Here is an 18,232-nt window from a genome sequence, read left to right as displayed (position 1 = left end):
CGCCCCTTTCATCGAACACTTAGTTCAGATTAATGCTAATAATCGGGTTTTCACCTCTACGGTCATTGATTCATCTCTGCAGATAATCATGCACGTATCATCACCGCAAATCGTTCCAAGCATTTCCTCCCAACCGAGGTTATCCACGAGGGATCCTACTGCATGGGCATTACCAGGCAACGTTTTAAGGATGATGAAATGACTTGCACTATCCACTCCAACGAAAGCATCTGTCAATATTCTACTCAGCTTTTCTTCCGTATTGAATTTATGAACTGGCGGCAAACTATATTTGTATCGTCCATCAGGAAGAGGGACTTTAATCAGATGCAATTCTTTAATATCCCGGGACACCGTAGCCTGCGTCACATCTACGCCCGCACTTTTTAATTTATCGACCAGTTGATCCTGCGTTTCTATTTCGCCGTTCATGATGATATCACGGATTCGTAAATGTCGTTGCCCTTTCGTCAAAACAATCACTCCAATGCATAGTTATCACTTTTCTATCCATCCCACAATTACGTTAAATGAGTATGCGCTTCGTTAATCAAACTAGCGTAAGATGTTTCATCAAATAAATTGACTGGAGTTTCTTCAGACAGTAAATGAAATAGAAATTCAATATTCCCTTCCCCACCGGTCACTGGAGAAAAACTGATTCCTTTGATAGAGAATCCTTCCATAACGGCCATATCCGCAACTTTTTTCAACACTTCCAAATGCACTGCCTTGTCTCTAATGACTCCTTTTTTCCCAACTTTCTCTTTCCCCGCTTCAAATTGTGGTTTAACGAGTGCAATAACGTCGCCATTAGCTTCCAGAATACCTTTTAGTGGCGGTAGAATGAGTTTAAGAGATATAAAAGAAACATCGATTGTTGCCACTTGTGGTAATCCTTCTTTGAACATGTCGCTAGTCGCATGTCTGAAATTCGTCTTTTCCATAACAGTAACGCGTTCATCACTGCGAATTTTCCAAGCGAGCTGATTGGTACCGACATCGAGTGCATAACAATGCCGGGCTCCGTTTTGCAATGCGCAATCCGTGAACCCGCCAGTAGATGATCCAATATCAAGTACGATTTTTCCGTCCACGGAAAGATCGAACTGTTCAAGTGCTTTTTCTAGTTTTAAGCCGCCGCGGCTCACATATTTTAAAATGGAGCCTTTCACGGTCAGTGGTGCATCAACTTTAATCTTCTCGCCAGGTTTGTCCATTCTCGTTTCTGCGGAGAATACGATGCCCGCCATGATTGAACGTTTGGCCTGCTCCCGCGTTTCAAAGAGACCCCTTTGAACGAGCAATATATCAACACGCTCTTTAGATTGTCCGTTCGTCATACGCTCTCCTTTTTGACAGAGGGCTGTATGTTAATGGCCTCTTCCATCGTCATCACGACTTGCTCAGTCGTCAAATGAATTTCTTCGAGTAGTTTGTCAACGCTTCCATGTTCGATGAATTCATCGGGGATTCCGATGCGTTTAATCGTTATATCCGTAATCGCCTTCTCTTCGGCATATTCAAGTACTCCACTGCCGAAACCACCTGCTAACACAGCTTCTTCAAGTGTCACAATCGGTTTGCCTGACGTGAAGAGCAGGTCGAGCATATCCGTGTCAAGTGGCTTGATGAAACGCGCATTAATTACTTTTATATGTCTTCCTTTTTCGGACAAAATTTCGGCTGCTTCTAGTGCCATTGGAATTGTCGTTCCAAAAGTAAGAATTGTTCCATCTGTACCTTCTTTAAGCACTTCCCATGTACCGATAGGAATGGTATGAAGTTCTTCGTCCATAACGACACCTAAACCATTTCCTCTTGGATAACGCATCGCGATAGGTCCATCATTGTATTCAATAGCCGTCTTCACCATATGTTGACCTTCATTCTCATCTTTTGGCATCATAATGACAAGGTTAGGCATATGACGTAAAAATGCGATATCAAAGACACCTTGATGTGTCTCACCGTCTGCTCCGACCAGTCCTGCACGATCGATTCCGATGAAGACATTCAATTTTTGTCTCGTGATGTCATGCAACATTTGATCATAGGCTCGTTGAAGAAATGTAGAATAGATCGCAAGGAATGGCTTCATCCCTTGTGTTGCTAATCCACCTGCCATTGTTGCAGCATGCTGTTCAGCGATACCTACATCAAAAAAGCGTTCCGGAAACTCTGCTGCAAACGATTCCAATTTGGAGCCTACGGGCATTGCCGGTGTAATTGCTGCGATTCGTTTATCTTCACGTGCAAGCTTCCTTACTGTTTCCGCAACCAAACCACTCCATGAAGGAGCCGTAGTCGGTGATTTCACAAAATCACCTGTTTCAATTTTATAAGGACCCGTTCCATGCCAAGTCCCAATTTTATCATCTTCGGCAGGTCTGTATCCTTTACCTTTTTTCGTAATTACGTGTAGTAATACAGGTCCTTCCATCTTTTTTGCGTACAAAAGATTTCGTTCCAGATCATTGAAGTCATGGCCGTCAATCGGTCCAAGATACGTAAAACCGAGCTCTTCGAAAAACACTCCCGAAACCAGAAGATACTTCAAACTATCCTTTACGCGTTCAGCAGCTGCTGCTACTTTACCGCCTACTGCCGGAATCTTTTTTAATATATATTCCAATTCGTCTTTCGCACTGTTATATTTCCCTGCAGTCCGTAACTTGCCAAGAACAGTGTGAAGTGCTCCAACATTAGGTGCAATCGACATTTCATTGTCATTAAGTATAACAATCATATTGGTTTTCTGATGGCCAATATGATTAAGTGCCTCCAAAGCCATTCCACCTGTTAATGCCCCGTCACCAATAACCGGCAATACATAATTTGAAGCGCCCTGCATATCTCTCGCAAGCGCCATTCCCATCGCAGCGGAAAGTGAAGTGGAACTATGACCTGTTTCCCAGACGTCATGTTCACTTTCTGCCATTTTCGGGAAACCGCTCAAACCTTTATATTTCCTCAAGGTATCAAACTGGCCCGCACGTCCTGTCAGGATTTTGTGTACATACGCCTGATGCCCGACATCCCAGATAAATTTATCCTGTGGACTGTCAAACAGTTTATGCATCATGATCGTCAATTCGACGACTCCAAGGTTCGGACCGATATGCCCTCCTGTTGTCGAAAGATTTTCAATAAGAAACTTCCTGATTTCCGCCGCCAATTCCGTCAACTGTTCTTTAGTCAAGTTTTTAATAAAAGACGGATTGGTAATCTGAGTGAGATCCATCACTATCACACACCTTCATAAATTGATAATCACGTTTGTAATCGAATTGTATTCATTATAGCAAGTAGCCCCATCAATAGAAACTGCGGACGTATGCTGTGTTGAATCAAAACTATGGGATTGACAGTTATCAGATATTTCTTTGGACGATGTAATCTGCGAAAAGTTTCAGCAAAGAGCTTTCTCTTTTCAGGAAAGACAAGCTTTCCAAAGCATTCTCATGATATTTTTGGAGTTGCTGTTTAGCTCCATCAAGTCCCAGTAGAGAAGGATATGTCGATTTTTCACTGGCCATATCACTATTTGCAGGTTTTCCAAGCTGTTCTGTCGTGGAAGTCACATCTAATATGTCGTCTTTGATTTGAAAAGCAAGACCAATATTTTTTGAATATTGACGTAGAGCTGCTGTTTCTTCTTCACTCGCATCTGCTAAAATCGCACCCGCTTCAATACAAAATGAGAGCAACGCTCCTGTTTTGTGTAAATGTACTTCTTCTAGCTGATCCAACGTCAAGGTACTCTTTTCACCTTCCATATCGAGCACTTGCCCTCCAACCATTCCTTTCGCACCTGAAGCTTCAGCTAAAAGACCAACCAATTGAATAGCTTTTTTTGCATCGACTTCTTCAAGAGACGCCAAAATGGTGAAAGCTAGTGTTTGAAGCGCGTCTCCGGCAAGAACTGCGGTCGCGTCCCCAAATACTTTATGATTCGTCAACTTACCCCTTCTATAATCATCGTCATCCATGCAAGGAAGATCATCATGAATAAGAGAGTATGTATGAATAAGCTCGACTGCACATGCTACTTTTAATGCATCCTCCGATGTTTTCATAAAATCTTCAAGAACCGCCAAAACAAGAAGTGGTCGAATTCTCTTCCCTCCAGCATCTACAGAATACAACATGGACTCTTTAAGATTTGTTGTAGGGTTTTCTAATTGAATTAGCCGATGCATTTCCGCATCGATTTTCGGAACGTTTTCCTCTATGAATGATTGCAATTGTTTATTCATTGGGCGCGCTACCTTTTGATGGATCGAATGAAGTCGATTCACCATCCTTATCAATAATTGTAATAAGTTGTTTTTCTGCGTCTTGCAATTTTCCGTGACAGTAGGCCGAGAGTTCCATTCCTTGTTTATATAGATTAATGGCTTCTTCTAGTGGGACATCACCTGATTCCAACTTTTGGACGACATCTTCCAATTTTGACATTGCTTCTTCAAATCGAAGTTCTTCGTTACTCATTTTTCATCCTCCTTGACATTCGTGTTATTGTCAAAACTTCTATAGTAAAAAGCTAATAAATCCTTATAGATTATGGGTTTCAATAAAAAAAACTTGCCACCCCCTAAATTCTACGGATAATTGAGGTTACCAGACACCCAACATCCAGAATAGGAAGTGACAAGTTGTACCCTCAATTATTAGCTTATTTACTTCAATATATCAAGTACCAGCACACAATTATTATTACGTTACTTACGGTAGTGCTTGGAAAGGCCGTCGGGAGTGTGCGGCCCGATGAGCCTGTAGACAAGCCTTATCGAAAACTTCAGATTGATGAGCTTCCCGTTCTGGAGAAACTCGAGAAGCTGTCCTTTCAGGACTTATTGGATGATTATTTTAAAGCCCATGGGAAGTCTCTAAAACCCGTCCAGCGACGAAAGAATGCCAAATCGAGCGTTCCTGAAAAGCTGTGCTGTCCGCGGTGTAGTGCTCCATCCAGCTACCTGTATGCGAACAACGGAGACAAAGGGCAATTCCAATGTAAAGTCTGCGGATGCCTCTTTAATAAACAAAGCCGGTATCTGAAGGAAGCCATCCTCAAATGTCCCCACTGCTTAAAAACACTTGAAAAAGTAAAAGAACGAAAGGACTTCGACGTTTTCAAATGTAAGAACAATGACTGTTCCTATTACCAAAAGAAGTTGCGCCAAATGACACAAGCAGAAAAGAAACGATTCAAGGAAGATCCCCAGGCCTTCAAAGTTCGGTATATTTACCGTCAGTTTCAATTCGATTTCAAACCGATGGCAGATGCGTCCCCGGTTCAACCTAAGGTGGATCTCTCCAGGATCTATGTGTCTTCACACACACTCGGGCTCATTCTTACGTACCACGTAAACTATGGCATCTCCGCACGGAAGACCGCAGCGCTGATGAGAGACGTTCATAACGTGCATATTTCTCATCAAAGTGTGCTGAACTACATGAACAGTGTTGCGTTGACGGTGAAGCCTTTTGTGGATAATTTCCCGTACGAGTTGTCTGATCAGTTCTGTGGGGATGAAACCTACATCCGTGTAAACGGGCGCTGGCATTACATCTTCTTCTTTTTCGATGCCGCTAAGAAGGTCATCCTGTCCTATCGGACTTCACCGAATCGGGACACCTTTTCAGCGATTCGCGCCCTGGATGATATGTTCAGGAAGATGAAGACCATTCCAGAGAACTTGAACATCGTGGTGGACGGAAACCCTATCTACCTGTTGGCCCAACAATTCTTTGCGCAACACGATATCCATTTTGATGTGACACGTGTAATCGGGCTGACAAACGAAGACCCTGTGTCAACTGAATATCGTCCATTGAAGCAAATCATCGAGCGTTTGAACCGGACATTTAAAGGGAACTACCGCGCCACCCATGGCTTTGGTTCCGAAGATGGATCGGTTTCTCACGTGACGCTGTTTGTCGCGTACTTCAACTTTCTCCGTCCTCATTCATCCTTGGAAGGCCGGGTACCTGTGATTGTCCCAGAATTGAAGGAAATGCCTCACATGCCCGCTCGATGGACGAAACTGATTGAACTATCGCAACAGTGGCTGACCGAGAATGCCAGCTGACTTTTTGTTTAGCTGAGCTTTTGGGAACATCGTGAATCGAGCAATCGGCGAAGCGAACTCTTGACAAACCGAACGGAGAAAAAGGTTAAAATTGGTTAAAGTCAAGGGCTATTTGTCATGTCTTCTTTTTGTCCCCTTCGCCCTTGGTGCACACTACGCAACCTTTTTCGACTGTTTGTCAAGAGCGATTGCGGTACATGGCCGACGACTTACTGTAGTGCGAGTCGCGAATTTGAGTTTTCATAGAAATTTTGACACTACCACATTCGTTCTGATGGATTTGATTTCTGCATCCAACACTCCGTCCTGGACACGTACTTGAATCTGTTCACCTGTTATAAAATCTTCAATGGAGTTTGAGACATTTCCATCTTTATAGACGATGGAAAATCCACGATCCATAATATCCAATGGATTAAGCGCTTTTAACATTCGAATTGAAGTTTCGAATCGGTCTTTTTTTGTGCGCAACTCCTGTAGGATAGATCGTGTCAATCTTTCTGTTAACAAGGATGCATTTTTTGTTCCATCTTTAATCTTTTGTTCAGGCGAATAAAAGAGAAGCATACGTTGCAAACGTTCATGTTCGGCCTTTCGGTTCACAGTCAGTTCACTTTTGTTTCTGACAAGACGATCACTGAGTCCACTCAATCGTTCTGTAAATGGACGATAGAGTCTTTCAGGAAATTGCAAGGGATAGGATTGCTGAAAATGTTGTAATCTTTTTCTTTCATGTTTAATCTGATTGGAGAAAGACTTGTATATGGAACGTTTTCTGTCCAGAATTCGTTCAAATAATTCCTCCCTAGAAGGGACAGCAAGTTCTGCTGCCGCTGTAGGGGTAGGTGCTCTCCTATCAGATACAAAGTCTGCTATTGTCGTGTCTGTTTCATGACCTACAGCACTAATAATCGGTATTTTACATGAAAAGATGGCCCTAGCGACAGTCTCTTCATTAAAAGCCCATAGATCTTCGATAGATCCGCCGCCTCTTCCGATAATGAGAACGTCAAGTGAACCATATGAAGATGCCTGTTCTATTGAACGAACGATAGAGGGCGCAGCTTGCGGACCTTGGACAATTGCAGGGAACAGCACAATTGAAGCCAAAGGATAGCGTCGCTGGATTGTTGAACAAATATCACGTAAAGCGGCGCCAGATTGTGCAGTGATGACACCGATTGTCCGCGGGAGGACTGGCAAGGACTGCTTCCAACGTGCATCGAACAGACCTTCTTTTGCCAATTCATTTTTTAGTTGTTCATATGCAAGATAGAGCGCCCCAACACCATCAGGCTGCATCGATTGCACATATAATTGGTATTGTCCGCTTGCCTCATATACATTCACATCCCCTGTTATGAGGACATTCATTCCCTCTTCGGGCTTGAACTTCAAATCCTTTGCTGCTGTTCTGAACATTGCAGATTGGATTCTGCTCTTATCATCTTTCAATGTGAAGTAAATATGACCGCTCGGATGTATTTTGACATTCGAAAGTTCCCCTTTTACAAAAACATTCCGTAAATAGGGATCGGCATCAAATTTTCTTCTTATGTATTTCGTTAGCGAGTTTACAGATAAGTAATTGTTGCCATCCATCACTTGCACCCCCAAAATCCGTACGTATAGAAACGCTGCCTTTCAAATGAAAAACAGCGTCTGGATGATCTTCATTTCATTTTAGTATCAATTACATTTTTCAATACGTTTAGCAATTTCAGCGCTTTGCAATGTATTCTTTAACAGCATCGTGATTGTCATGGGACCTACTCCGCCGGGAACTGGCGTTATGGCAGAAGCAATTTCTTTCACGCTGTCATAGTCAACATCCCCACATAGTTTACCATTTTCATCTCGATTCATACCGACGTCGATAATTACCGCGCCGTCTTTCACATGCTCTTTTGTCACAAATTTCGCTTTACCGATTGCCGCGATGAGAATATCCGCCTGCTTCGTAAATGAAGCGAGATCTTTTGTTTTGGAATGACAATATGTAACCGTCGCATCTTTTTGCAACAATAATTGGCCCATCGGCTTACCGACTATATTGCTTCTACCGATGACTACTGCATGCTTGCCGGCTATCTCAATTCCGCTACGTTCCAACATTTCCATTATGCCATGGGGGGTACAAGGAAGAAATGTCTCTTGTCCGATCATCATTTTACCGACGTTTTGTGGATGGAATCCGTCAACATCTTTGTCGGGTGAAATGGATTTGATGACAAGATCTTCGTCAATATGTGATGGCAACGGCAACTGCACAAGAATCCCATGGATTGAGTCGTCGTTGTTGAGGTTATCTACATGCTTCAACAGTTCTTCTTCTGTAATCGTTGCCGGCAATTTGATTTGTTCTGATTTCATACCTGCTTCAATAGTTGATTTGTTTTTGTTTTTCACATACGTCTGGGATGCAGGATCTTCCCCGACAAGAATGACAGCCAACCCCGGTTTACAGCCTGACTCAATCAACTTGTTTACGCCGCTCTTAATCTCTTCTCTGATTTCCTTACCGATTTCAACACCACTGATTACTTTTGCAGTCATCTGATTTCCCTCCACACTGATACATTCTTATTTTTCTTCTGCGAATTTAGATAGAACACCATTCACAAAACGCCCGGACTTTTCATCACCGAAATGCTTACACAGCTCAATTGCTTCGTTTAAAATAACTCTGTGTGGCACTTCCTCCTGAAAAAGAAGTTCATATACAGCGATTCGTAGGACCGTCCTTTCAATCTTTGGAAGGCGATCCAAAGACCAGTTCTCAAGTTTACCAATTAGTACTTTGTCGACCTCATCACGGTTTTCAATTGTCCCTTTTACAAGTGATTCATAAAAAGGGTCGATCGGTCCGTCCATAATATATGTGATGGCTTCTTCCAGTGTCATTTCTGAGTTGTCCATCTGAAAAAGGGTTTGCACCGCTTTTTCACGCGCTTCTCTTCGTTTCATTCGTTTGTCTCCTCCACTACTGTATCTCTTGGGCTATATCATAGCATATTCACTAAGTGAATATATAGCAGGACAAGTTGAAAAGCATCATCCGATGGACGATGCTTTCCGATCATTCTAGTTCTGCTGTTGTATCAAAATCGATTCCTGTAATATGAACATTCACTTCTTTTGTGTCTAGTGATGTCATATTGAAGATTGCATGACGAATCTGTTTCTGGATTTCCAACGCTACTGTAGGTATTGAGTAGCCGTATTGAACGACGCAGAACACATCAACGAGAAGTTGGTCTTCCACCCAATCCGTTTTAACACCTTTTCCGTGAAACACTTTGCCGAATTTCTCAGCTACTCCTGTAGCGAAGTTGCCTTTCGTCGTAGCGACACCATCGACTTCATTTGTCGCGATACCGATAATAACTTCAAGCACTTCAGGAGCAAGCTGGACCCGACCTAAAACAGCGTCACCTTTAGAACTCATTCCAGCGAATGAAGCATTTGTTTTGTCTGCCATTACACTTCTCCTCCTTTGTATGGATGTAGATGATTAAATAGCTATCGAGTAATTACATCACGGTGTATTTTTCAAGAAACTTTGTATCAAAGTCGCCTGATTTGAAGACCTCGTGATCCATCAGATTGAGATGGAAAGGAACAGTCGTATGGACGCCTTCGATGATAAACTCGCCAAGTGCACGTTTCATACGTGCTACCGCTTCTTCACGCGTATCTGCGTGAACGATTAGTTTGGCAACCATTGAATCATAGAACGGTGGGATTGTATAGCCTGTGTAAACAGCCGAATCCACTCGTACGCCAAAGCCGCCCGGCGGCATGTACATCGTTACTTCTCCTGGTGAAGGCATGAAGTTTTTCGAAGGATTTTCCGCATTGATTCGGCATTCAATCGAGAAACCATTAATTTTTATATCTTTTTGGCGATATGCCAATTTTTCGCCCGAAGCCACTTTCAATTGTTCTTTAATAAGATCAATGCCGGTTATCATTTCTGTAACAGGGTGTTCGACCTGAATACGCGTGTTCATTTCCATGAAGTAGAATTTTTGATTGATATGATCGAAAATGAATTCCACGGTTCCTGCTCCACGATAATTAACGGCCTCAGCAGCTTTGACAGCAGCTTTCCCCATCTCTTCACGCAATTTTGGTGTAAGCGCAGGAGAAGGAGCCTCTTCAACTAGTTTCTGCATTCGTCTTTGAATCGAGCAATCCCGTTCGCCAAGATGGATTGTATTCCCGTGTTTATCAGCAAGCACCTGAACTTCAACATGACGGAACACTTCAATGTATTTTTCGAGGTAGACACCCGGATTTCCGAATGCGGCGGCAGCCTCTTTCTGAGTGATCTTGATCCCTTTAATAAGTTCCTCTTCATTCAAAGCAACCCGGATTCCTTTACCGCCACCGCCAGCTGTCGCTTTGATGATAACTGGAAATCCGATTTGTTTTGCAACTTCAAGTCCTTCCACTTCATCAGCAACAATGCCCTCAGATCCCGGTACGATTGGCACACCTGCCTGTTTCATCGTTTCTCTGGCAACGTCCTTTGTTCCCATTCGGGAAATTGCATCCGCTGTTGGTCCGATGAATTCGATATTTACTTCTTCACAAAGTTCTGCAAAGCTTGCATTTTCAGCAAGGAAACCGTATCCCGGGTGGATCCCGTCGCATCCTGTCAGCTTTGCTACACTAATAATATTCGAGAAATTTAAATAGCTGTCTCTTGATAAAGTCGGACCGATGCAATACGCTTCATCGGCTAGCTCCACATGCAATGCTTCTCGGTCTGCTTCAGAATAGACAGCGACTGTTTCGATATCCATCTCTTTACATGCCCGGATAATTCGAACAGCAATTTCGCCCCTGTTTGCTATTAATACCTTTTTCATCTTTTCATTCCTCCTCAATTCCGTTTGACGAGGAAGAGAGGTTGTCCATATTCAACCAATTGACCGTCTTCCACGAGGATCTCCACGATTTCGCCGGATACTTCCGCTTCGATTTCATTGAAGAGTTTCATCGCTTCAACGATACATACGATCGCATCGGGTTTTACTGAATCCCCTTTTTGTACATAAGGAGGCACGTCGGGTGAAGATGATTGATAGAAAGTTCCAACCATCGGTGATAGTACCTTGTGCAAGGACGGATCATCTTTGGCAGCCGGTGCACTTACCGGCGTTTCTTTTGGTTGTTCAACAGTTGCTTTTACTGGTTCCTCACTTTTACGTTCCTGTTGAACTGGAGCATCCTGTTGTACTGGTGATTCATGTTTCTGTTCCGCCTGGACAGGGGCAATTGTTACATTCCCTCTTTTTTCTAATTTTATTTTTGTACCTTCTGATTCAAATGTGAATTTTTCAATTGAAGATTGATCGATTAATTTAATGATTTCACGGATTTCTTGAATTTTCAACATTGTCGATTCTCCTGACTCATTATTATTTACGTACTTCATTCCTATTTTAGACGTTTTCCGGACATATTGAAATAGATATAGTGGATTTGATGTAAAAAAGAGGTGGGCAAAAAGAAAAAGACCCGAATTGGGCCTTGATATTGCTCACTTATTCCATGAAGACAACTTGTACAGAACGGGCATCTTCCCAGCTTGTCATGACGAATTGAGTGATTTCTACTGCCATTTTGTTGGAATGACCGCCATCATCCGAAACTACAGTGATTGTCACTTTCCCATCTTCTTTTCTAACAAAAGCTTCTGGATAGCCAAGATTTCTAATTTGCATTTCCATTAATGCTTCCGCCGAATCACGTTTGATAAGTTCTGCCATTTCGTTGTATGCATCATTTTGTTCTTCTGCTGTCATATCTGAAGACAACATTTTAGTTGTCAATTGGTCTTTCAGGTTGCTACGCTCATTTTTCACTTCCATACGCATCTCTTCCAATTTCATGGAATCAGCGTAAACCGGTTTTTTCACACTATCTGTATCTCCCGTTTTCGTGACCGTCATTTTGTCGGCTTCACCAAAAATCGCCATTCCATCCAAATCCATTGGTGCTTCTTTCTTTAAATAGTAAATTGAAATTACCGCTACAAGACTTAGTAAAGTTAAGAACCACACTGTCCGTTTGTTCGCTCTCATCAAGTATCCCCCTTATTTTCCATTTCGACGATGACAATCCGATGTTCCGGCAATTGAAGAACTGCAGATAAGATCCGTTTTAGCTCATTTTTAGTCCTGGGGTTATCTGCTCCTTCCGCTACGACCAATAAGCCTTGCAGTGGATTTTTTTTACTTGTACTACCACCGCTCACTGAAAAGTAATCAGCTAGCGGACTTGCCACTTCAGCGTGCTCATAATGGAAGTAAATAACCACTTTCCCGATACCTTCCATTTTCATCAACGTAGCTTCAAGTGCGGCTACCTCTCCGCTCTCTTCCCCGTTCTTCTTCTCCCCTCCAATCGAACCGAAAGCCGTATTGATGAAAATGATGAAAATCGCAAATGCTGTTCCGACGAAGAGAATATGAAGCTTCTTTTTTGGTTTTTGCATATGATCACCATTTCACCCCTTCGTGCCGGATTTGGTTCGTGTCATCTATGATGCATAATATGCTTGTTCAAAAGAGGCTATGACCAAAAATTCTTGTTATGGAATGAATAATCCAAATTCCCATCGCTATTTTCAACAATGGCAGAAATTCATCCTCCAGATGATCCGGCGAAAGCAGCGTCAAAATAGTCGACATGACAGAAATGAGCAGAACGCCTGTCAAAAATTCGATCAACGTGACCCCTCATTTCACTGCTGTAATCAATTTGATTAGAATAACAGTAAATAATGCCGTGTAAATAAAAGCAAAAGCAACAAGAAACGAAATTGCACAAAGCACGAATAATGTCTTTCCGATATCATCCAATAATCCTGTAATCTCTTCATTGGCGAATGGTTCAATAAGTGCAGCTGTCCAACGATATAAAAAACCTGTGATAAGCGTCTTAATTGTAGGCAATAAGGCTACTGTCCAAATAGTCATAATGAGCCAAGCACCAACAAATACGCTTGCCCCTGATGAATATCTGCCAATCGCACCCATGCTATCCGTTATAAACGAGCCAATAATCGGTATGTTTTGGCTGATGAGCTCTTTAATCGGCTCGCTCGCAACCCCGCTCAATGCCCAGGAAATCGTCCCCCCTGCTGTGATGAAAATCGAATAGGCTGCAACTAACGCTGAAACGATTCCCAATAAGGTTGTCCGTAGCAAGTCCGCCAATTTGGAAAAAGAAACAGACGGGAATAGTCTTGAGATGATATCTAAGAGAATTGCAGCCGCCAGCATCGGAATTAGAATTTTGTCCGCCATAAGGACAGCACCGTTCGCAAATAACAACATGGCTGGCTGAAAATTCAACATACCAAAGGAACCACCTGAAGCAATGATACTTGCAGTCAATAACGGATAAATCGAGATGAAAATAGTGGAAATGGTTTGAGTAATGGACCTGATCATTTCAAGATGTTCAAAAGCCGGTTGCAAAACAACAGTAAGGACAATGAAAAATAAAAATATCCTCGTCCATTTTTTAAAAGCCGGAAAAAGAAAATCGACTACAAGCACTAAGAATGATGATATGATCACAACGATAAAACTCGACAGGACTGTCCCAAGTACAGATTCAAGCATAGGTATCATGGATTCTTCATCCGATCATTTAATGATTAGTCTGGATAATGTTTCAATCATCTGTGATAAATGAGGCAGCCATAGCGTAATAACGGCAATTTTGACTGCGATTTGTGCAATTGCTGAAATCGATCCGTATCCAGCCTCACTTATATGATTGACAATTAGCTCCGATACATAGAACAGAAAAACGCTTCCGATGATCAGCTTCACATAAGGACTTGGCAGAGGCGCGAACATGTCGATTAACGTACTTCCAAATGGAATAATGAGCAACACCGACACATAAGACAGAAAGATGAAGAACAGGGCGGCATAGATGATAGGTTGCAAGCTTTTGGAAGCGAATGTTACTAAAAGCAGAAGAAGATAGACGACAATGAGTTGGAAAATCGTTGCCATCAGATGGCCAGTGACAGCCATTGAAAGAACTCAGCGATTTCCGAAAAGAAAATTCTTAGGAAACGGAGCATTTCAGCGGCAATGTAAATATAGGCCACGAAGAAGAGAAAGAAAGAAAACTCCTTCTTACCGGTTTGCTCAAAGAAGACATGCAAAAACCCTAAGACCAATCCTATACCGGCAATTCGCAATAAATCATTCAATTCCACTTCGGGTTTCCCCCTTCATATAACAACTTATGAAGCGGAATGCTGAAATATGAAAAGTTTTATTGATAAAAAAAACGCCACAACCGTTAATAGGTTGTGACGATTTTATCGTTATTTATTATGCTCTCGAGACGTATTCAGCTTCATCTGTGTTGATAATCAGTTTATCACCGATGTTTACAAAGAATGGAACTTGTACGACAAGACCTGTTTCAAGTGTTGCAGGTTTAGACCCACCGCTTGCCGTATCTCCTTTAATGCCTGGTTCTGTTGCTGTAACTTCTAAAGTGACTGTCGTCGGTACTTCGACGCCAAGAATTTCATCTTTATAAGAAATAACATGCACTTCCATATTCTCTCTTAAGTAGTTCAATTCCTCTTCAATCTGAGTTGAAGGCAATTCAATCTGCTCGTATGATTCATTATCCATAAAGACATGCTCATCACCATTTGCATACAGATATTGCATGCGGCGGTTATCAATCTGCGCCTTTTCAACTTTCTCTCCTGCGCGGAATGTCTTTTCATTCACATTACCTGAGCGAAGGTTACGTAGTTTCGAACGGACAAATGCCGCTCCCTTACCTGGTTTAACGTGTTGGAAATCAATGACGCGCCAAATGTCGCCGTCCACTTCAATTGTAAGACCTGTTTTAAATTCGTTAACTGAAATCATAGGTGTTCCTCCATTTAATTCATTATAGGATAATAAGTTCTTTTGGCGATTGTGTCAGACGGTAATTTCCAGCTTCCGTAATGATGATATCATCTTCAATACGAACACCGCCAATTCCTGGAAGATAGATTCCAGGCTCGACTGTAACTGCCATATTTGGTTCCAATTTAGTCTCCGAACGGAATGACAAAGCCGGACCTTCATGCACTTCCAATCCAATTCCGTGTCCGGTTGAATGCCCAAATGCTTCTCCGTAACCTTTTGATTTGATATGATCGCGTGCAATCGCATCAGCTTCTATTCCAGTCATACCCGGTTTAATCTTTTCTAAAGCAAGTTCTTGGGCAAAACGCGTTACTTCATAGATTTCTTTTAATTTTTCTGAAACCTCACCGACTGCTACTGTACGCGTAATATCAGAAATATATCCATTATAAAGAGCACCAAAATCGAGTGTTACAAGCTCGCCTGTTTGGATGACCTTGTCTGAAGCAACACCGTGCGGTAATGCTCCTCTTTCGCCAGAGGCTACAATAATATCGAATGATGATGAAGTGGCTCCCTGATTCCGCATAAACATTTCTAATTCATTTGAAACTTGCAGCTCAGTTACACCCGCTTTAATGAATGTACAAATATGCGCGAATGCGTCATCGGCTATTTTTGCAGCTTGTTGAAGCACTTCTATTTCATCTTCAGATTTCACTAAACGCAATTTCTCGATTAGCCCTGAAACAGGTTTTAACTCGGCATCTACTTTCCCATCATACATTTCGAACATCCCATAAGAAAGATCGTCCTTTTCAAAACCTAGCGTTTTGACCCCCATGTCTTTCACTTGAGCCGCTACTTCTTCGATAATCGTCTTTTCATGCTTCACAATGCGGAAATCTTTCACTTGTACCGCCGCCTGCTCCGTATACCTGAAATCAGTAATGAATACAGCATCAGTTGCGGATATAATTGCTACTCCCGCGCTCCCTGTGAATCCAGTAATGTAACGTCGATTATACGAATTTGTGACTAGAAGAGCATCTATCCCCTTCTCTTTAAATGTTTCACGTAATTTTGCCAGTTTCATAACTTTACCCCATTTCTACGGAGAAGGAATGCATGGAGTGCAAGCTCGTAACCATTCGTGCCAAAACCCGATAATTGCCCTATGCAGACCGGAGCAATGACTGATGTATGTCTGAAAGGTTCCCGACTATGTATATTGGATATATGGATTTCAATGACAGGCACATCAACCGAAGCTATTGCGTCCCTTAGGGCAATGCTTGTATGCGTAAACGCACCCGGATTGAAGATGATTCCGGCAACACCGATATCTTGTGCTTCGTGAATTTTATCGATTAGATAACCTTCTACATTTGATTGATAAAATGACAGATCCACAAGTTTTTCATCCGCAATTTCCCGCAGTTTTACTTCGATATCCTGCAAGGTCTCTGCGCCATAGATTTCCGGTTCCCTTTTCCCTAATCTGTTTAAATTCGGTCCGTTCAGCACGAGTACTTTCAAAGTCGCACCATTCCCCTCACCATTATCTTTCTCATTTTATCATATCGTTCCATTGTCGCAACCTATTTATATGTTTGAGCTGAAAGATTTTTTCATATATACCGCAGTCCCGGTCACAAATCTGCTTACGATTGCCAGGATTGAAAAGAAAGGAATGGAAAGCGACCTTATCCCTTCCATTAGTGTATTAGGGGAAAAAATAATCCATTCAATAGAAGCCGCAGCAATGATACTTATCGCGATAGCTGTTATTGAAGGTGGAATGCGACTTGCCAAATGCGATAGACCATAAAGCAGCATATAGCCGAGTAGGATTAAGATTAAAAGAGCTGTCCACTTCCACCAATCATGGGAAGAACCAAATAACAGCCATTTCTTTCCCCAACCGATCGGAGACCATTTTATAAAATTAAAAAACTCCAGTGCTATCAAAGAAAATAGTGTGAAGATCGCCGCCACGCCGGATGTCCAAATCGAATTTTTACTGAGCATAGTCATCCCTCCTGCACTATAGTGTCGGGAATTAATGATATTTCTAAACCTTTTTAATGGTGAAGATAATCGTTTTTTTGTACACTATAAAGATAGGAAATTTGTTATACTGAAAGATGTACAGATTCATTTTGTAATGATCAGTAGCTATTCGAAAAGAGAAGGTGTTGACGAAAAGATGAGTAAACAACAACCGCCCACATATGGGGGCCAAGCTTTAATAGAGGGTGTTATGTTCGGCAGCAAAAACCATACAGTTACAGCCATCAGACGAAAAGATGATTCGCTCGATTATTTCTATGTGCCGAAAGAACAGAAACCAATCTCCACTAAACTGAAAAAAATCCCTTTCGTCCGCGGCATTGTCGCTTTAGTGGAATCAGCCGGAATTGGGTCCCGCCATCTGACATTCGCAAATGAGCGTTATGATGTTATGCCTGGAGAAGAAGTGGAACCATCTGAAGAAGAGACTTCAAAGCTTGGTATGATTATCGGTGTAGCCGCAATTGGGGTTTTATCATTCCTGTTCGGTAAATTTGTATTTACATTAGTACCGGTTTTTCTAGCGCAAATGCTTGAATTTATGGCACCTGGCAAGACCGCACAGATACTTTTGGAGAGTTTCTTCAAACTTGCCCTGCTGCTCATCTATATTTCACTCATATCGATGACTCCACTTATCAAACGTGTGTTCAAATATCATGGAGCCGAGCATAAAGTAATCAATACGTATGAGAATGGTTTGCCGTTAACAGTAGAGAATGTTCAATCCCAATCCCGTCTTCACTATAGATGTGGAAGCAGTTTCCTTCTTTTCACTGTAATTGTCGGTATGTTCATCTACTTTTTCGTACCATATGATCCTTTCTGGCTTCGTATTGTGAATCGAATTTTATTAATACCTGTCGTTATTGGTGTATCCTTTGAAGTACTACAATTTACGAACGGTCTTCGGAATATCCCAGTATTGAAATACCTAGGTTATCCTGGGCTTTGGCTTCAATTACTAACAACAAAAGAACCTGATGACGATCAAGTTCAAGTAGCGATTGCTTCTTTTAACAAATTGTTAGAAATTGAAGAGCAAGGTATTGAAAATGTTGAAATCCTGAAATCGACTGACGCAGTAGTTCACCAGAACACAGCGACAGTTAACTGATTATAAAACAATAAAAGAGTGGCGGCATGGAA

23 protein-coding genes are annotated in these 18,232 nt (G+C 42.0%); 2 read left to right on the top strand and 21 right to left on the bottom strand.

Translation table 11 applies throughout. The features are described from left to right. Positions 1–24 precede the first annotated feature (24 nt). The 5 genes from ahrC to xseB all read right to left on the bottom strand — a co-directional run bounded on the left by ahrC (position 25) and on the right by xseB (position 4,494). Positions 25–474: a transcriptional regulator AhrC/ArgR gene (gene ahrC, locus QWT69_RS07240; protein ID WP_317970414.1), complete on the bottom strand. Its 450-nt coding sequence runs from the start codon at positions 472–474 to the stop codon at positions 25–27. A 47-nt stretch (positions 475–521) separates the two neighbouring features. Next, positions 522–1,343: a TlyA family RNA methyltransferase gene (locus QWT69_RS07235; protein WP_317970412.1), complete on the bottom strand. Its 822-nt coding sequence runs from the start codon at positions 1,341–1,343 to the stop codon at positions 522–524. After that, positions 1,340–3,244 carry a 1-deoxy-D-xylulose-5-phosphate synthase gene (dxs, locus tag QWT69_RS07230; RefSeq protein WP_317970410.1) on the bottom strand — a complete coding sequence of 635 codons (1,905 nt, stop codon included), beginning with the start codon at positions 3,242–3,244 and terminating at the stop codon, positions 1,340–1,342. Before dxs ends, QWT69_RS07235 begins: the two co-directional genes overlap by 4 nt. A 130-nt stretch (positions 3,245–3,374) precedes the next feature. Then, complete coding sequence (locus QWT69_RS07225) at positions 3,375–4,259, bottom strand: polyprenyl synthetase family protein (protein WP_317970408.1); 885 nt, start codon at positions 4,257–4,259, stop codon at positions 3,375–3,377. Further along, entirely contained in the window at positions 4,252–4,494 is a 243-nt protein-coding gene (xseB, locus tag QWT69_RS07220) for an exodeoxyribonuclease VII small subunit (RefSeq protein WP_317970406.1), read from the bottom strand. Before xseB ends, QWT69_RS07225 begins: the two co-directional genes overlap by 8 nt. 164 nt (positions 4,495–4,658) lie before the next feature. On the opposite strand from xseB, the gene QWT69_RS07215 reads away from it, so the two are divergent. Next, a complete protein-coding gene (locus QWT69_RS07215) occupies positions 4,659–6,095 on the top strand; it encodes a DDE-type integrase/transposase/recombinase (RefSeq protein ID WP_317966486.1) in 1,437 nt (478 codons plus the stop codon). Between the two features lie 240 nt (positions 6,096–6,335). Here QWT69_RS07215 and xseA read toward each other — a convergent pair whose 3' ends face one another. The 16 genes from xseA to QWT69_RS07135 form a co-directional block, all read right to left on the bottom strand. Beyond that, positions 6,336–7,697, bottom strand: coding sequence for an exodeoxyribonuclease VII large subunit (gene xseA / locus QWT69_RS07210; RefSeq protein ID WP_317970404.1), 1,362 nt, complete (start codon positions 7,695–7,697; stop codon positions 6,336–6,338). An 87-nt stretch (positions 7,698–7,784) separates the two neighbouring features. After that, positions 7,785–8,651, bottom strand: coding sequence for a bifunctional methylenetetrahydrofolate dehydrogenase/methenyltetrahydrofolate cyclohydrolase FolD (folD, locus tag QWT69_RS07205; RefSeq protein WP_317970402.1), 867 nt, complete (start codon positions 8,649–8,651; stop codon positions 7,785–7,787). A 27-nt stretch (positions 8,652–8,678) separates the two neighbouring features. Further along, entirely contained in the window at positions 8,679–9,062 is a 384-nt protein-coding gene (nusB, locus tag QWT69_RS07200; protein WP_317970400.1) for a transcription antitermination factor NusB, read from the bottom strand. Between the two features lie 112 nt (positions 9,063–9,174). Further along, on the bottom strand, positions 9,175–9,576 hold the full coding sequence (locus QWT69_RS07195; protein ID WP_317970398.1) for an Asp23/Gls24 family envelope stress response protein: 402 nt from the start codon (positions 9,574–9,576) through the stop codon (positions 9,175–9,177). 52 nt (positions 9,577–9,628) lie between these two features. Continuing rightward, positions 9,629–10,972 (bottom strand): acetyl-CoA carboxylase biotin carboxylase subunit, encoded by a 1,344-nt coding sequence (accC, locus tag QWT69_RS07190; protein ID WP_317970396.1) that lies wholly within the window; start codon positions 10,970–10,972, stop codon positions 9,629–9,631. A gap of 14 nt (positions 10,973–10,986) precedes the next feature. Continuing rightward, complete coding sequence (gene accB, locus QWT69_RS07185) at positions 10,987–11,502, bottom strand: acetyl-CoA carboxylase biotin carboxyl carrier protein (protein WP_317970394.1); 516 nt, start codon at positions 11,500–11,502, stop codon at positions 10,987–10,989. Between the two features lie 148 nt (positions 11,503–11,650). Continuing rightward, entirely contained in the window at positions 11,651–12,190 is a 540-nt protein-coding gene (locus tag QWT69_RS07180) for a SpoIIIAH-like family protein (RefSeq protein WP_317970392.1), read from the bottom strand. Further along, positions 12,190–12,603, bottom strand: a complete 414-nt coding sequence (locus tag QWT69_RS07175) for a hypothetical protein (protein WP_317970390.1) — start codon at positions 12,601–12,603, stop codon at positions 12,190–12,192. Before QWT69_RS07175 ends, QWT69_RS07180 begins: the two co-directional genes overlap by 1 nt. 67 nt (positions 12,604–12,670) lie before the next feature. Then, the gene (locus QWT69_RS07170) at positions 12,671–12,838 is read right to left on the bottom strand and encodes a hypothetical protein (protein ID WP_317970388.1); all 168 of its coding nucleotides are present in this window, start codon (positions 12,836–12,838) and stop codon (positions 12,671–12,673) included. A 9-nt stretch (positions 12,839–12,847) separates the two neighbouring features. Beyond that, positions 12,848–13,747, bottom strand: a complete 900-nt coding sequence (locus QWT69_RS07165) for a stage III sporulation protein AE (protein ID WP_317970386.1) — start codon at positions 13,745–13,747, stop codon at positions 12,848–12,850. A 15-nt stretch (positions 13,748–13,762) separates the two neighbouring features. Then, positions 13,763–14,161, bottom strand: coding sequence for a hypothetical protein (locus tag QWT69_RS07160; protein WP_317970384.1), 399 nt, complete (start codon positions 14,159–14,161; stop codon positions 13,763–13,765). After that, positions 14,140–14,349, bottom strand: a complete 210-nt coding sequence (locus QWT69_RS07155) for a SpoIIIAC/SpoIIIAD family protein (RefSeq protein ID WP_317970382.1) — start codon at positions 14,347–14,349, stop codon at positions 14,140–14,142. Before QWT69_RS07155 ends, QWT69_RS07160 begins: the two co-directional genes overlap by 22 nt. A 118-nt stretch (positions 14,350–14,467) precedes the next feature. Continuing rightward, positions 14,468–15,025 carry an elongation factor P gene (gene efp / locus QWT69_RS07150; RefSeq protein ID WP_317970380.1) on the bottom strand — a complete coding sequence of 186 codons (558 nt, stop codon included), beginning with the start codon at positions 15,023–15,025 and terminating at the stop codon, positions 14,468–14,470. Positions 15,026–15,047: 22 nt separating this feature from the next. Continuing rightward, the gene (locus tag QWT69_RS07145) at positions 15,048–16,106 is read right to left on the bottom strand and encodes a M24 family metallopeptidase (protein ID WP_317970378.1); all 1,059 of its coding nucleotides are present in this window, start codon (positions 16,104–16,106) and stop codon (positions 15,048–15,050) included. Beyond that, positions 16,103–16,549 (bottom strand): type II 3-dehydroquinate dehydratase, encoded by a 447-nt coding sequence (gene aroQ / locus QWT69_RS07140; protein WP_317970376.1) that lies wholly within the window; start codon positions 16,547–16,549, stop codon positions 16,103–16,105. Before aroQ ends, QWT69_RS07145 begins: the two co-directional genes overlap by 4 nt. 66 nt (positions 16,550–16,615) lie before the next feature. Next, a complete protein-coding gene (locus QWT69_RS07135) occupies positions 16,616–17,041 on the bottom strand; it encodes a hypothetical protein (protein ID WP_317970375.1) in 426 nt (141 codons plus the stop codon). 178 nt (positions 17,042–17,219) lie between these two features. On the opposite strand from QWT69_RS07135, the gene QWT69_RS07130 reads away from it, so the two are divergent. After that, positions 17,220–18,200 carry a DUF1385 domain-containing protein gene (locus QWT69_RS07130; protein ID WP_317970373.1) on the top strand — a complete coding sequence of 327 codons (981 nt, stop codon included), beginning with the start codon at positions 17,220–17,222 and terminating at the stop codon, positions 18,198–18,200. Positions 18,201–18,232 lie beyond the last annotated feature (32 nt).

Origin of the sequence: Sporosarcina oncorhynchi (genome assembly GCF_033304615.1) — a bacterium.
Lineage (GTDB): Bacteria > Bacillota > Bacilli > Bacillales_A > Planococcaceae > Sporosarcina > Sporosarcina oncorhynchi.
The sequence above is the reverse complement of the archived record's forward strand: the minus strand, read 5'-3'. Positions and strand labels throughout refer to the sequence as shown.

Excerpts from the sequence above, each read along its gene's own strand:
- QWT69_RS07235 (WP_317970412.1), bottom strand. The coding sequence starts at position 1,343 with ATGACGAACGGACAATCTAAAGAGCGTGTTGATATATTGCTCGTTCAA.
- dxs (WP_317970410.1), bottom strand. The coding sequence starts at position 3,244 with ATGGATCTCACTCAGATTACCAATCCGTCTTTTATTAAAAACTTGACT.
- QWT69_RS07225 (WP_317970408.1), bottom strand. The coding sequence starts at position 4,259 with ATGAATAAACAATTGCAATCATTCATAGAGGAAAACGTTCCGAAAATC.
- xseB (WP_317970406.1), bottom strand. The coding sequence starts at position 4,494 with ATGAGTAACGAAGAACTTCGATTTGAAGAAGCAATGTCAAAATTGGAA.
- xseA (WP_317970404.1), bottom strand. The coding sequence starts at position 7,697 with ATGGATGGCAACAATTACTTATCTGTAAACTCGCTAACGAAATACATA.
- folD (WP_317970402.1), bottom strand. The coding sequence starts at position 8,651 with ATGACTGCAAAAGTAATCAGTGGTGTTGAAATCGGTAAGGAAATCAGA.
- nusB (WP_317970400.1), bottom strand. The coding sequence starts at position 9,062 with ATGAAACGAAGAGAAGCGCGTGAAAAAGCGGTGCAAACCCTTTTTCAG.
- QWT69_RS07195 (WP_317970398.1), bottom strand. The coding sequence starts at position 9,576 with ATGGCAGACAAAACAAATGCTTCATTCGCTGGAATGAGTTCTAAAGGT.
- accC (WP_317970396.1), bottom strand. The coding sequence starts at position 10,972 with ATGAAAAAGGTATTAATAGCAAACAGGGGCGAAATTGCTGTTCGAATT.
- accB (WP_317970394.1), bottom strand. The coding sequence starts at position 11,502 with ATGTTGAAAATTCAAGAAATCCGTGAAATCATTAAATTAATCGATCAA.
- QWT69_RS07180 (WP_317970392.1), bottom strand. The coding sequence starts at position 12,190 with ATGAGAGCGAACAAACGGACAGTGTGGTTCTTAACTTTACTAAGTCTT.
- QWT69_RS07175 (WP_317970390.1), bottom strand. The coding sequence starts at position 12,603 with ATGCAAAAACCAAAAAAGAAGCTTCATATTCTCTTCGTCGGAACAGCA.
- QWT69_RS07165 (WP_317970386.1), bottom strand. The coding sequence starts at position 13,747 with ATGATACCTATGCTTGAATCTGTACTTGGGACAGTCCTGTCGAGTTTT.
- QWT69_RS07160 (WP_317970384.1), bottom strand. The coding sequence starts at position 14,161 with ATGGCTGTCACTGGCCATCTGATGGCAACGATTTTCCAACTCATTGTC.
- efp (WP_317970380.1), bottom strand. The coding sequence starts at position 15,025 with ATGATTTCAGTTAACGAATTTAAAACAGGTCTTACAATTGAAGTGGAC.
- QWT69_RS07145 (WP_317970378.1), bottom strand. The coding sequence starts at position 16,106 with ATGAAACTGGCAAAATTACGTGAAACATTTAAAGAGAAGGGGATAGAT.
- QWT69_RS07135 (WP_317970375.1), bottom strand. The coding sequence starts at position 17,041 with ATGCTCAGTAAAAATTCGATTTGGACATCCGGCGTGGCGGCGATCTTC.
- QWT69_RS07130 (WP_317970373.1), top strand. The coding sequence starts at position 17,220 with ATGAGTAAACAACAACCGCCCACATATGGGGGCCAAGCTTTAATAGAG.